This window comes from Phyllobacterium ifriqiyense (genome assembly GCF_030817885.1).
Lineage (GTDB): Bacteria > Pseudomonadota > Alphaproteobacteria > Rhizobiales > Rhizobiaceae > Phyllobacterium > Phyllobacterium ifriqiyense.
On the sequence record NZ_JAUSZT010000003.1, the window covers coordinates 347,295 to 361,674 of the forward strand.

Annotated in this window: 11 protein-coding genes; 6 read left to right on the top strand and 5 right to left on the bottom strand. The window is 53.4% G+C overall.

The features are described 5' to 3' along the window. Position 1 precedes the first annotated feature (1 nt). From QFZ34_RS09020 to QFZ34_RS09040, 5 genes are all read left to right on the top strand, one after another. Complete coding sequence (locus QFZ34_RS09020) at positions 2–1,591, top strand: DHA2 family efflux MFS transporter permease subunit (protein WP_115052292.1); 1,590 nt, start codon at positions 2–4, stop codon at positions 1,589–1,591. Positions 1,592–1,989: 398 nt separating this feature from the next. After that, complete coding sequence (locus QFZ34_RS09025; protein ID WP_115052291.1) at positions 1,990–3,093, top strand: ABC transporter substrate-binding protein; 1,104 nt, start codon at positions 1,990–1,992, stop codon at positions 3,091–3,093. Positions 3,094–3,253: 160 nt separating this feature from the next. Further along, positions 3,254–4,168 carry an ABC transporter permease gene (locus tag QFZ34_RS09030; RefSeq protein ID WP_115052290.1) on the top strand — a complete coding sequence of 305 codons (915 nt, stop codon included), beginning with the start codon at positions 3,254–3,256 and terminating at the stop codon, positions 4,166–4,168. After that, positions 4,165–4,956 carry an ABC transporter permease gene (locus tag QFZ34_RS09035; RefSeq protein ID WP_115052289.1) on the top strand — a complete coding sequence of 264 codons (792 nt, stop codon included), beginning with the start codon at positions 4,165–4,167 and terminating at the stop codon, positions 4,954–4,956. The genes QFZ34_RS09030 and QFZ34_RS09035 overlap by 4 nt, the downstream gene beginning before the upstream one ends. Before the next feature lie 15 nt (positions 4,957–4,971). After that, positions 4,972–6,036 carry an ABC transporter ATP-binding protein gene (locus QFZ34_RS09040; RefSeq protein WP_307279848.1) on the top strand — a complete coding sequence of 355 codons (1,065 nt, stop codon included), beginning with the start codon at positions 4,972–4,974 and terminating at the stop codon, positions 6,034–6,036. 554 nt (positions 6,037–6,590) lie between these two features. Here the strand turns inward: QFZ34_RS09040 and QFZ34_RS09045 are convergent. The 5 genes from QFZ34_RS09045 to QFZ34_RS09065 form a co-directional block, all read right to left on the bottom strand. Continuing rightward, positions 6,591–7,757 carry an iron-containing alcohol dehydrogenase gene (locus QFZ34_RS09045; RefSeq protein WP_115052286.1) on the bottom strand — a complete coding sequence of 389 codons (1,167 nt, stop codon included), beginning with the start codon at positions 7,755–7,757 and terminating at the stop codon, positions 6,591–6,593. A 162-nt stretch (positions 7,758–7,919) separates the two neighbouring features. Continuing rightward, positions 7,920–9,305, bottom strand: coding sequence for an aldehyde dehydrogenase family protein (locus QFZ34_RS09050; RefSeq protein WP_307279852.1), 1,386 nt, complete (start codon positions 9,303–9,305; stop codon positions 7,920–7,922). Positions 9,306–9,396: 91 nt separating this feature from the next. Then, positions 9,397–10,767: a glutamine synthetase family protein gene (locus QFZ34_RS09055; protein WP_307279855.1), complete on the bottom strand. Its 1,371-nt coding sequence runs from the start codon at positions 10,765–10,767 to the stop codon at positions 9,397–9,399. A gap of 74 nt (positions 10,768–10,841) precedes the next feature. Beyond that, positions 10,842–12,395: an amino acid permease gene (locus QFZ34_RS09060; protein WP_115052283.1), complete on the bottom strand. Its 1,554-nt coding sequence runs from the start codon at positions 12,393–12,395 to the stop codon at positions 10,842–10,844. A gap of 89 nt (positions 12,396–12,484) precedes the next feature. Next, positions 12,485–13,234 carry an N-formylglutamate amidohydrolase gene (locus tag QFZ34_RS09065; RefSeq protein WP_370878834.1) on the bottom strand — a complete coding sequence of 250 codons (750 nt, stop codon included), beginning with the start codon at positions 13,232–13,234 and terminating at the stop codon, positions 12,485–12,487. A 175-nt stretch (positions 13,235–13,409) separates the two neighbouring features. Between QFZ34_RS09065 and QFZ34_RS09070 the strand changes: the two genes are divergently transcribed. Further along, positions 13,410–14,243 (top strand): MurR/RpiR family transcriptional regulator, encoded by an 834-nt coding sequence (locus tag QFZ34_RS09070; RefSeq protein WP_115052282.1) that lies wholly within the window; start codon positions 13,410–13,412, stop codon positions 14,241–14,243. Positions 14,244–14,380 lie beyond the last annotated feature (137 nt).

Genomic DNA, 14,380 nt, shown 5'->3' on the forward strand with positions numbered 1-14,380 from the left:
TATGGCAAATGCAACAACGGCAGCCGGCGGTCCGGGCGCTCCAGCCATTCCGGAAGATAAGATCGATCCCAAAAAAGCCATCGCCTTTCTGGCGATGGTCTTTGGAATGTTCATGGCGATTCTGGACATTCAGATCGTCTCGGCATCCCTGGCCGAAATTCAGGCAGGCCTCAGCGCCAGCGCTGATGAGATTTCATGGGTCCAGACCTCTTACCTGATCGCCGAAGTTATCATGATCCCGCTGTCAGGTTTTCTGGGACGGCTGGTTTCAACGCGGATTCTTTTCTCGGTATCTGCCGCAGGTTTCACCGCCGCCAGCGTGCTTTGCGCCACTGCGACGAATATTGACCAGATGATCGTCTACCGCGCCATCCAGGGCTTTATCGGCGGTGGTATGATCCCAAGTGTGTTTGCGGCTGCCTTTACAATTTTCCCGCCCTCCAAGCGCTCCATTGTTTCCCCCATGATCGGCCTCGTGGCGACATTGGCCCCAACGATCGGGCCGACGGTCGGTGGTTATCTGAGCCATGCTTTTTCGTGGCATTGGCTCTTTCTTGTCAACGTCATCCCCGGTATCGCCGTTGCGATCGCTGCGTGGAACCTGATCGACTTCGACAAGGGCGACCGGTCCCTGTTGAGCAAATTCGACTGGTGGGGCCTCGCCGGTATGGCAGCATTCCTCGGTTCGCTCGAATATGTACTTGAGGAAGGCCCACGCAATGATTGGTTGCAGGATCACGCCGTCTACTATTGCAGCATCGTCATGGTCATTGGTGGCATCATCTTCTTCTATCGGGCCTTTACCGCCGAACAGCCCATCGTCGATCTTTTCGCCTTCAAAAATCTGAACTTTGCCTTTGGATCAGCCTTCTCGTTCGTCCTCGGTATTGGCCTCTATGGCCTTACCTATATCTACCCGGTCTATTTGGGGCAGATTCGCGGCTATGACGCGCTGATGATCGGGGAAGCGCTGTTTGTCAGCGGGCTTGCCATGTTCATGACCGCGCCAATAGCCGGTTTCCTGTCCGGCAGGATGGACCCGCGTATTATGATCATGATCGGCTTTATCGGTTTTGGCGCGGGCACCTGGACAATGACGCATCTTACTGCGGACTGGGATTTCTACGAATTGCTTGTGCCGCAGATCCTGCGAGGCTGTTCGCTCATGCTGTGCATGGTGCCAATCAATAATCTTGCGCTTGGCACTTTGCCGCTGGCTCGCCTGAAAAACGCTTCCGGCTTGTTTAATCTGATGCGCAATCTTGGCGGCGCGGTCGGGCTGGCAGTGATTAACCAGATACTCACTGATCGCGGTGCGCTGCACTATGCCCAGCTTTCCGAAAATGTTCGCTGGGGCAATCCGGAAGCAGAAGATTTGATGAATTCCATGTCGAAGAATTTTGCTTCACATGGACTGGATGGAACCACGACCGCTCTGAGCAGAATCTCCGGCATGGTTCATCAGCAGGCCTCGCTGCTGTCTTTCATGGATGTCTTCTATATCCTGACAATGCTCTTTGTATCGCTGGCGGTTTTCGCAATCCTGATGCGCAAGCCAGGGGCACCGGCATCCGGAGGCGGCGGACATTAGAGTCGCCCCTTCCATCCGCCCGGCATCCCCCTGCTCCGGCAAATGGGAAAATTAACTTAGTCTCCTAAGTTGTTTCGCCGGCTCTGGCGTTCAGTCCTGATGCTGAAGCTGTCATATTGTGGCCAATTCGCCCCTTTTCCCTGCCCGAATTGGCGTCTCCAACAATGTTTTTGTCGTTATTGAAGTAATTTTGAAACGATTGGGAATACCCCATAAATTTAGGCTTTCGCCGAATTGCTAAGCCGCCGAAAAAGTGGTTCACTTATCCTTACTGCTCAGGGAAAGTCTGTTCACCGGCACGTCACGGGTCTGTCATCCAACTGACATGAGAGACCTGTATCGGGTGCCGGACGTCGGATAAAGAGCCAATGACGTATCGCTCAAACAGGGGTCTAAAAATGGTAGGTTATACAAAACGCGCGGTAGCGCTGTCGACTGCTGTGCTATTTGCCAGTACGGCAGTTTCCTTTGCCGACGCACCGGCAGATTTGGTTGCGGCTGCAAAAAAGGAAGGCACGCTGACCACAATCGCCTTGCCGCATGACTGGTGCGCCTATGGCGATGTGATCGCTGGTTTCAAGGCCAAATATGGCATTGAAGTCAACGAACTGAATCCGGACGCAGGCTCGGGCGACGAAATCGAAGCCATCAAGGCCAACAAGGACAATAAGGGCCCGCAGGCTCCTGACGTCATCGATGTCGGCTTTGCTTTTGGTCCATCCGCAAAGAAAGACGGCCTAACCCAGCCTTATAAAGTCTCCACCTGGGACTCCATTCCTGACAATGTAAAAGATGCTGAAGGTCACTGGTATGGCGACTATTACGGCGTTCTTTCCTTCCAGGTAAACACCGACATCGTCAAGGAAGTCCCGAAAGATTGGGCTGACCTTTTGAAGCCTGAATATGCAAATGCCGTTGCTCTTGCTGGCGATCCGCGCGCTTCCAACCAGGCTATCCTTGCTGTAGGCGCCGCTGGCGTTTCCACAGGCGGCACTTATGGCGCTGCGGCAGGTGAAGCAGGTCTTAAGTATTTTGCTGACCTCAACAAGGCTGGCAACTTCGTTCCAGTTATCGGCAAGTCCGGTACATTGGCTCAGGGCGCAACACCGATCATCATCAACTGGGATTATAACGCGCTTTCCGGCCGCGACACTCTCAAGGGCAATCCGCCTGTAGAAGTTGTTGTTCCGGCTTCCGGTGTTGTTGCTGGTGTGTATGTTCAGGCCATCAGCGCTTATGCACCTCATCCAAATGCTGCCAAGCTCTGGATGGAATATCTCTATTCCGATGAAGGTCAGCTGACATGGCTCAAGGGCTATTGCCATCCGATCCGTTTCAACGATCTTGCCAAGAACAACAAGATCCCCAAGGACCTGCTCGACAAGCTGCCTCCTGCTGCCGCCTATGAAAAGGCAATTTTCCCGACTCTCGATGAACAGGCTGCCGCCAAGGAAGTCATCACCAAGGGATGGGACAAGATCGTAGGCGCCAACGTCAAGTAATACAGGATAAAAATCCCCGCGGGTCCGCCGCGGGGATTTTTCCATCATGTGAGGGCCAGCGTCGGCCCTGAATATCCGATGGGTCGGTATCCTGGCTGCCTTGCCTTTGCATTACTCTGGCGCGGCTGAATATTACTTTATCAAGTGGTCCCAAACACTCATGAGTGCAGTTTCAGAACAAGACGTTTCATCACCAGCTCCACCGGCGGCGCCAATAGCGAATGAGCGCAAACGCCTGTCGCTCGACTGGCTTGGGGTCATGCCCTTCATCATCTTTGCCGTGCTGTTTTTGATATGGCCGACAATCTATCTGATTGCCGGAGCCTTTCAGGACAGTCAGGGTAATCTGACACTCACAAACATTGTGAATCTGTTCCAGCCATCCATCATGGATGCCTACTGGATATCCATAAAAATTTCCCTTGCTTCGGCCATTCTCGGTGCAGCCATAGGGTTTTGCGTCGCTGCCGCTGTCACACTTGGCGGTTTGCCGGCCTGGATACGCTCGCCGCTAATGACCTTTTCGGGCGTCGCTTCCAACTTTGCCGGCGTGCCGCTCGCCTTTGCTTTTTTGGCGACGCTGGGGCGAACCGGGCTTGTCACGACGTTCCTTTATAATGTTTTCGGCTTCAATCTTTATGGTCACGGCTTCAATCTGCTCAGTTTCTGGGGCCTGACGATCACCTATCTCTACTTTCAAATTCCGCTGATGATCCTCATCATTACGCCAGCTTTGGACGGGCTGAAGAAGGAATGGAAGGAAGCAGCGCTCATTCTTGGCGCAACCGGCCCGCAATATTGGCGCATGGTCGCATTTCCCATTCTCTGGCCTGCACTGCTGGGCACGATTCTCCTATTGTTTGCTAACTCGTTCGGCGCAATTGCGACCGCTTATGCACTCACCGGTTCATCGCTCAGCATTGTTCCTATCGTGCTCTTCGCGCAGATTCGCGGCGACGTCTTGCAAGACCCTCACCTCGGTTATGCGCTGGCATTCGGTATGATTGTTATCACCGGCGTTTCCAACGGTATTTATATCTGGATGCGCGCCCGCAGCGAACGGTGGCTTAAATGAAAACCAATCGTTTCTGGTCTTGGATCGCACTTGCTTTTGGCATCATATATTTCGTGGTGCCGCTTATCGGCACTCTGGAATTTTCGCTACGCATGCGCCGCGGCGTATATTCCTTCGATGCCTATTGGGTCATCCTCAGCGATCCACGCTTTCAGGCAACATTCGGCTACTCCATCGTTATGGCGCTGGTGACAATTATTGTCGGTATCGTGCTGGTTGTTCCCACTGCCTATTGGGTGCGCTTGCGGCTTCCCGGTTGGCGTCCATTCCTTGAATTCATCACGCTGCTGCCACTGGTCATTCCGGCGATTGTTGTCGTGTTCGGCTATATCCGCCTCTACAATACATCGTCATTTCTGCCCTTGACCGGCTCCGCCATGGGTACCAACCTACTGCTGGTCTTTGGTTATACGATGCTGGCATTGCCCTATATGTATCGCGCTGTGGATACGGGCCTTGGCGCTATCGATATTCGCACTATGACCGAAGCTGCGGAAAGTCTTGGTGCAAGCCGGTTAAAGATCATGTGGAGCGTCATTCTCCCCAATGTTCTGGTTGCCGTGCTTTCCGGCGCCTTCCTGACCTTCGCCATCGTCATCGGCGAATTTACCATGGCGGCGCTGCTCAACCGGCCCGCATTTGGACCATTCCTGCAGCTTATCGGTGCAAACCGCGCCTATGAGCCTGCGGCTCTGGCAGTCATTTCCTTTGCAATCACCTGGGTTTGCATGGGTCTTATTCAGGTTGTCACCCGTCTCAATAAATCCCTCGCTGCCACCAAGCGCTAAGACCGGATAGAAACAATGTCATTTCTCACAATCAGCCATTTGAAAAAGAGTTTCGGAGCGACCACTGTCGTTCATGACTTCAATCTGAATATCGAGAAGGGTGAGTTCGTTTCTTTTCTCGGACCCAGCGGCTGCGGCAAGACCACAGTGCTGCGTATGGTAGCCGGCTTTGAAACGCCCACATCCGGCAAGATCAGCATTGGCGGTCAGGACGTGGTGAACCTGAAACCGAACCAGCGCAATATCGGCATGGTGTTTCAGGCCTATGCGCTATTCCCCAACATGACCGTCGCTCAGAATGTCGCTTTCGGATTGAAGGTTGCAAAAAAACCGCAGGCGGAAATTGACGCAACCGTTCATGAAATGCTCTCATTGATCAAACTCGACCATTTGGGGGATCGCTACCCCTATCAGCTTTCCGGCGGCCAACAGCAGCGTGTCGCCCTCGCCCGGGCTCTCGCCACCAAGCCGCAGGTGCTTCTGCTGGATGAGCCATTGTCTGCGTTAGACGCCAAAATCCGCGTCTCGCTGCGTGAGGAAATCCGCGCCATTCAGCGCAAGCTTGGCATCACCACCATCTTCGTGACACATGACCAGGAAGAAGCGCTGTCGATCTCGGATCGTATAGTCGTCATGTATGAAGGCAAGGCTGAACAGGTCGGCGCGCCATTCGAGATTTACAATCAACCATCCTCGCGTTTCGTTGCGTCCTTCGTTGGCACGTTGAACACGCTCGATGCGACAGTTCGCGATGCCGCTGCAGGTATTATTGCAATCGACGGCAAGGATGTGATGATCGGCCAGAAGATCACCAATCACAAGGTTGGTGACAAGATTTCTCTCGCGGTACGGCCGGAGGCTGTCAGTCTCGGTGAAGCAACCGACAAGCGCGAGACAACGCTGGATGGCAAGATCAACAGCGTGCACTTCCTTGGCTCGGTCATCCGCATTCGCGCTTCGCTCGGCGAAAATACCGTTTCCTTCGACACATTCAACAATCCAAGCGCACCTCCGCCCTCACCGGGAGAAAACGTGAAGGTCAGCCTGGCGGCAAAGGACATGTTGCTCTTGGGGCAATAGACAATATTGCATTGATCGGGATTGCAGACGATCCGGATCGTTATTAGTTGTTGCGACCAGCCTATCGGAAATTGCCGCTACTGTGGCAATTTCATCGCCAATAGGGTTCAGACGCAGACTAATCCGATAATTTTGCGCAATTCTCTTGGTCAGCAGCAGTCTTATAGCGGAAATAATTGAATAGAGTCATCATGTCAAAAAAGATCGTCAACTGGACACCGAACGTCCATAGCGATGCTTGAATAGGCTTATCAGATTGCCACAAAATAATTGTGAGCCAAGCCGACATGACGAGGCTCTCGACAAACCAAAATGTCAAAATCTCAGAAAATGACGATCCGACAAATTTCGAAGTCGGCATATTTCCTCTGCCTAAGCCAGTTACCCAAACAGCCCAAATTATGGAAGCAAGGGTCCTGAGCAGAACAAGATTACCGGAATCACCGCTCTTAGAAAACCAAACTGCCATGGCCGCAGGCAAGCCCAGACAAAATGCAAAAAGGGCGCTGTCTCCAGCGCCCTTTTAAATTTGACTTTCAAAGCTCGCCTTTCGGCTATCCTTTGATCGCCTCGTTCAGCAGCTTGAGTGCTGCTTGTTTGGTCAGTTCGACGGGGTTGCCTCCCGCCGTTGGGTCGACGATTGCCATGTCGGCAATCAACTCCTTGCGCGCATCATCCATGTCCAGATCCTTGATCAAACCTGGCAAGGCATGCGGTACTTTCAGCTCGGTGCGCAAATCAAGAATTGCCTTGGCAAATCCATCAAATCCGCCCTTGATGCCGATATAATTGGCAAGCCTTACGATGCGCTCTTCAATAGCGCCGCGATTAAAGGCAAGCACATAAGGCATGAATACGGCGTTGGTCATGCCGTGATGCGTGTCATAAAGCGCGCCAATTGGATGAGATAGTGAATGGATCGCGCCGAGCCCCTTCTGGAAGGCGGTCGCCCCCATGGCCGCCGCGCTCATCATATGCGCGCGCGCTGTCAGATCATTGCCATTGGCATAGGCTTTGGGCAGGTTCTCGAAGACGAGCCGGATGCCTTCAACAGCAATACCATCAGCCATTGGGTGATAGCCCGGAGCGCAATAGGCTTCGAGGCAATGGGCGAGCGCATCCATGCCCGTGCCCGCAGTAATAAAAGCTGGCATGCCCACAGATAGCTCAGGATCAGCGATAACGATTGCCGGCAGGAGCTTCGGGTGAAAAATCACCTTTTTAGTGTGGGTTGCTTCATTGGTGATAACGCCCGCGCGGCCAACTTCCGAGCCGGTTCCAGCAGTGGTTGGCACGGCGATAATCGGCGCGATCACATCGCTATTGGCGCGGGTCCACCAGTCACCAATATCTTCGAAATCCCAGATTGGCCGGGTCTGCCCTGCCTGAAACGCAATAAGCTTGCCAAGGTCCAGCGCCGAGCCGCCACCAAATGCGATGACGCCATCATGCTTGCCTTGTTTGAACACTGCAATGCCTGCGGTCAGATTTGAATCCACCGGGTTGGGCTTCACATCTGAAAATACGCCGTAGGGAATCTTGGCATCGTCCAGAATTTTCAGTGTGCTCGCAACCACTGGTAGTTTCGCCAAGCCGGGATCAGTAACGAAAAGCGGATTTTTGATTCCGGTCGCTTCCAGAACTTCCGGCAATTCCTTGATGCGTCCTGCGCCAAAACGCACCGTGGTTGGATAGTTCCATTTGGAAATAAGCTGGCTCATATCATGTCTCTACGTTTGGCATATCTATTGTGCGTGGTTCGACAAGCTCACCATGAGGATGATGGATTGCTTGCAAAGATAGGCAACTCTGCCTTGTTCTATTGTAGCCCACTCACGACCCTCATGGTGAGCTTGTCGAACCACGCACAATTCCAATGCTTGTTAAATCTCTTCGCGCAGGTGGTAAGATTTTGGTCTTGTCAAATTGCCATATCCGATGGCTGACATGGCCGCACCCTTGCCCGTGTCTTTGACACCCGTCCAGACCAGCGCGGGATCGATATAATCGCAGCGGTTCATGAACACAGTGCCGGTTTCAATTTGGTCCCCGATCAAAGCCGCGTGATCGGTATCAGTGGTCCATAGCGAGGCAGTCAGGCCGTATGGGCTGTCATTCATCAAGGCCACGGCCTCCTCGTCATTGCGCACTTTCATGATGCCGACGATTGGCCCAAAGCTTTCTTCGCGCATGACGCTCATTTGATGATCGACATTGGTCAGCACTTCGGGAGCAAGATAGGGAGAACCAGCCTTGTCATTGGCAACATTCATGTTCACGTGAGCTTTCGCGCCCTTGCGCAGTGCTTCGGCCTTTTGTTCACGGATCAGTTCGGCAAAGCGGGTCTGCGCCATCGGGCCCATCGTGGTCGCCTCTTCCAGCGGGTTACCGACAACATATTGCTTGGTCAGGTCAACGAAGCCGTCGACAAAACGGTCATAAACCTTCTCATGCACATAAATGCGCTCAATACCGCAGCAACATTGACCGGAATTGAAAAATGCCCCGTCAACAAGATTGGCAACCGCATGATCGAGATTAACATCCGGCAACACATAGGCCGGGTCCTTGCCGCCAAGTTCCAGCCCCAAGGTCATGAATGTGCCTGCCGCCGCCTTTTCAATGGCGCGTCCGCCACCCACTGACCCCGTGAAATTCACGTGGTCAATGCGACCGGAGCCAAGCAACTTTTCTGTCTGGGCATGACCAAGCACGATGTTCTGAAATACGCCCTTAGGCAGACCTGCCTTTTCGAAAGCCTGCGCAAATCGTTCTCCGACCAGCAAGGTCTGGGCCGCATGTTTCAGAATGACGCTGTTGCCCGCCATCAGGGCAGGAATGATGGTATTGACCGCCGTAAGATAGGGATAATTCCATGGCGCAATGACCATGACGACGCCGAGCGGCACATGCTTGATGTAACGACGGAAACCCGGCCTGTCATTCTCCAAAATGGGCGCAAGCGCCTGTTCGGCAATTTTGACCATATAGCGCGTACGTTCTTCAACGCCGCCTTTTTCACCACCGTAACGTACTGGCCGGCCCATCTGCCATGCAATTTCCGGCACGATTTCATCGTTCATGGCCAGCAATGCCTCAAGCGCAGCAAGGCAAAACCGCCCGCGTTCGGCAATACTGGTTTGCGCCCATTGGCCTTGTGCGTGCTTGGCAGATTCAACAGCCGCATCAATCGCCTTGTCGCTGGCAATCGGGCGTTCGGCATAAACAGTGCCATCAATGGGCGTAATCAGTTTGACCGTTTCGGCCATGTCAAAACCTCGTGCTTTCGTTTTTATAGCCCCTCCCCACAAAGGCAGGCTGCATCGCAGCAGGGAGGGGTATTTCTCTATTTTCAGTTCTTCAATACCGTTCGAAGCCGCGATGCAACTCCCAATCTGTCACGCGGCGATCATATTCAAACTGTTCCCATTTGGCCGTGTGAACATAATGTTCAACGACGTCTTCACCCAAAGCTTCCTTGAGCATTTTCGAGCGGGCCAGCGTGTCAGTCGCTTCACGTAGGGTTTTCGGGATTTCGCGTAGTTTTGCCCCGCCATAGGCATCCCCTTGAAACGGCTTGGCGAGTTCCAGCTTCTCATCAATGCCGGCAAGACCGGAAGCAATCAACCCTGCAAAAGCGAGATATGGGTTGAGGTCGGCCCCGCCAATGCGGCACTCTATACGGATAGCCTTGGAACCTTCGCCGCAAAGGCGAAAACCTGCCGTGCGGTTGTCAAGGCTCCAGACATTTTTCGTCGGCGCGAATGTACCGGCCTGAAACCGCTTATAGGAATTGATATAGGGCGCGAGGAAATAGGTGAAATCATCGGCATATTTAAGCTGCCCCGCCACCCACTGGCGCATCAAAGGCGACATCGTATATTCCGCGTTCTTATCATAGAAGAGCGGGGTCTTGCCGTCTGCGCTCCACAATGAATTGTGGACGTGGCTTGAACTGCCGGCAAGCGAATAATCATACTTCGCCATGAAGGTGATCGCCTTGCCCATCTGGGTGGCGATTTCCTTGCAGCCATTTTTCATAACCACATGGCGGTCGGCCATTTCCAGCGCTTCGGCATAGCGCACATTGATTTCTTCCTGACCCGGACCCCATTCGCCCTTGGAATTTTCAACCGGAATACCCGCATCAAACAGGCCATTGCGGATGGCGCGCATTACCGCGTCTTCCTTGGTGGTCATCTGGATCACATAGTCCTGAATATAGGGCGATGCGGTTGTCATGCCCTTCCAGTGCTTGGCTCTCGCGCTCTCATAAGTCTCATCGAAAAGATAAAACTCAAGTTCCGAGGCGAAATAGGCCAGATAGCCGCGATCCTTCAGCCGGGCGAGCTGCCGTTTGAGAATGGCGCGCGGCGAATGCGAAAGGTCTTCGTGATGATGGTGATCGAGAATATCGCACAATACCAGCGCGCATTTTTCCAGCCAGGGAATATGGCGAATGGTCGTAAGGTCAGGCTTGATGACGAAATCGCCATAGCCCTGTTTCCAGCTCGCCGCCTTATAGCCCGGAACCGGCTCCATATCGATATCATTGGCGAGCAGATAGTTGCAGCCATGCGTCTCGTCATGTGCGGATTCAACAAAGAAGCTCGCGTGGAATCGCTTGCCTATCAATCGGCCCTGCATATCGACGAAACAGGCCAGAATTGTATCGATTTCACCGCTGCTTACGCGGCTTTTCAGTTCGTCGAAACTCCAATGTCCGGGCATAGTCCATCCTCAAAAACGTCAACTGGGTCAAAGAAGAGGCGACCGGCTTGGTGCCGGTCGCCTCTTTGTTGAAATCAGGCTTTTTCGCCGACTGCGCGTTCAGCAGCTGCAATTTCCGCCGAGCGGCGCGCTACTTCGTCGCCAATTGGAGGGCCACGGAAGCGGCGGCGTTCAAAGCCAAACCATACGATTGCCGTAACCACCAAAAAGCCGACAGTGATGTAAAGCGCCCATTCATTTGGCGGTTGAATGCCGAGCACGAAGATCAAAGCCATTGCCAATATCGACAGCACAGCAAAGAACTTGAACTTGCCTTCGCCCATATCCCAAGGCCCCATCTTGTTCCATTTTGGCGTGCCCCAGGCCAACAGACCCAGCGCAATTGGAATAGCGAATGAGAAGAAGAGGAAGATGACCGTGCAGGATACCACGATCGTATAAACCGGCGTTTCGCCGATCGACACCAGTGAGGATCCCCAGACGAAGAGAACGGCAAGGGTTGAACCCGTCCAGATCGCGGAAACCGGGGTGCGATATTTTGGGCTGACTTTGGAAAGCGCCTTTGATGCCGGAAGCCCCCGATCACGGGCAAAAGCGAAGATCATGCGCGAAACCGAGGTCACTGTCGCAAGTCCGCAAAGGAACTGGCAGATGAAAATCAGGAAGTACAGAATGTCCTTTACCAGCGGATTGACTTGCTCGTTCATCGCCCAGAAGAAAACATTCCAGCCCTGCGCCGCAGCTGCATCCATGTTTGGAATCATCAATACGAATGAGCAGAGCATGATGTAGCCGAAAACTGCCGACCAGAGCACGGATGAGATCATGCCCCGCGGCACAGAATGCGCCGCACGAACGGTTTCCTCCGATGTATGTGCCGAGGCATCATAGCCTGTGATCGTGTAAATAGGCAGCAACAGGCCGAGCAGAAAGACCCAAGCGCTTGACGTCGTTGGCCACACATTTCCACCAGCTTCACCGGAATAGTTGGAGAATGTAAACAGACGGGCAAAATCATAGCCATCAGCGACGGCCAGACAAACGACTGAAAGAGCAATGGCCGTCACAAAGATCAGATAACCGGAAAAGTCCGTCAGTTTGGCAGTAAGACCAATACCCATATGGTTGATCAGCGCCTGCGCGCCGGTCAAAATTACCAGAAATACCACGCGGACAGTCGTCGAATCGGCAATACCAAGATATTCGCCGAATGCCCCGATAAAGAAATAATAGGTGCCGACATTGATGGCGCCGAGCACCGTGATGAGACCCAGCAGATTGAACCAGGCGGTGAGCCAGCCCGTGCCGCGATTACCGAGGATTGAGCCCCAGTGATAAAGCCCGCCAGCCGTCGGATATGCGGAGCTGATCTGCGCCATGGCAATGGCAAACACTGCTGAGACAAGGCAGCCGAGGGGCCAGCCAATGCCGATTGCAGCGCCACCCGCACCGGAGGTTGCCTGCGCCAGCGAATTGATACCGCCGGATAGAATACAGATAATCGAGAAAGAAATTGCAAAGTTCGAGAAACGGCTCATTCGCCGTTCCAGCTCCTGGGCATAGCCCATTCCGTGAAGAACTTTTACGTCCTCCAGCTTGTCTGTGTCTGTGTAGTCCTGGTGTGTCATCACGTTCCCCTGTTATTATTGAAAGAGTTGCAACGTCGATAGCAGCGTCAGTTTCTAGAATTCCTTGTTTGTCGTCCCCGCAATGCCCATCAAAGGCCTTTTGTTATATTATTCAAAAGAGCTGAAAGCAGTTCCCCCCAGCCCTCCTCCTCTTGAGCTGTCGTCACAAGATCGTTGCGAATCTCGATCATTACAGCCGGCATTCCATGGGCAGAAGCGTGTCGCTCCAGCGTATAATAAACGCGATCTGCCGGTGAATAAGGTTCGTTGATTCCAACGTTGTAACGCCCCGGCGCCTGCAAGCCTGCAATAAGCGGCGCAGCAATGCGCTCGTCCGCGTCATGAATAATGCCGATATGCCAAGGCCGCTCGACACCGCGATAGACCGGCGTATAGGAATGGATTGCGACAAATACCGGCTCAGGCTTGCCCGCCGCCTTTCGCTTCTCGACGAGCGCTTCAATGGCGGCATGATATGGCCTGTGCGAAAGTTTGATACGTTCCTGTCGCGCTGCCTCGCTCAGATTTTCATTGGCTGGGATTACCGTCACTTCGCTCAGCGAAGGCACAAGATCAGGCGCATTCAGCGGACGATTGCAATCAATGATCAGGCGCGACACGCAGGACTCGACCAGCGGCGCGTCAAGCAACCTGCTCATGACGGCGCTCACGCCTAATGCACCGGGGTCCCAGGCGATATGTTTTTGAAGATCGCTATCCTTCAGGCCGAGCGTGCCAAAACCGTCCGGTACAAAATTGGAGGCGTGATCACAAAGAATGATGCATGGTCCCGCGCCATCCGGATTTGTTATCCGAACGGGAGTCCATTCTTTTGTCATTACCTGCGGCGCACCGCTCGCTATGGTCCGGCCCATTTTTGCCCTTTTCGGCAAACTGTACTTTACGTTACATTTTATGTTTTTATTTCCACTCTCGTATGATTTGATACATAACAATCAAAATTGTCAAATCCGAAATTTACGTTTCAAAATTCGGACCGGGGGAGACAGCCAAATGAGCACAAGCATTTCCGAGCTAATCGCAGAAAAGATAGACGCGATGCCTGCCTCGGAACGCAGGGCGGCTCAAACGCTTATCGCAAATTACCCGCTGATCGGCCTGAGAACGGTTGCTGAATTTTCCGGTCAGGCAGGTGTATCCTCGCCGACCATCTTGCGCTTCGTCTCCCGTCTCGGCTTCCAAAGCTATCCGGAGTTCCAAAGCGCCCTGCAGGAGGAACTCGCCGCACAGGTACAGTCGCCATGGAATCGTGCTGCAACCATCCAGCGGCCAAAGGACGGGGCCACCTTCCCGCTCATGGAAGCCGCCATTGAGAATATCCGCGAAACATTCCAGCACCTTTCAGCGCAACAGCTTGGAGACGTAACGGATGCGCTGAGCCGCAATCGTGCCCGTCTCTATCTCCTCGGCGGACGCTTCACCGATCCCATCGCAACCTATATGGCCGCGCATCTCAAGATTGTACGCTCCGGCGTCACCCATCTGGCAGGGCAGGAAAGCCATTGGCGTGACCAGCTGATCGATATGGGCAAAAAGGATGTGCTGCTGGTTTTCGATATACGCCGCTATCAGGATAGCCTGTTGCGGTTTGCAGAAAAGGCGCAGGCCCGCGGCGTTGAAATCGTGCTTGTCACCGACCAATGGCTCTCTCCCATCGCGCGTTTCGCCCGCCATGTCATCGCTGGCCGAACCGCCGTTCCCTCCCCTTGGGATTCGTCTGCCGCACTCTTTCTCATTGCGGAAACACTGATTGCCGAAGTCACGCGCAAGCTTGAACAAAGCAGTGCCGATCGCATCCGTGATCTAGAGCAATTGCGGGATAATTAGATTTTCTCCCGGCCATGCCATTGCCGCCAACGCTCATTAATATACTAATGCTGTCCCGGACTCGAAAAAGGCTCGGTGCCATTCATCCGGATGAAATTATCGCATTATGCCCCTATTGAATGTGTAAGGACCAAAAT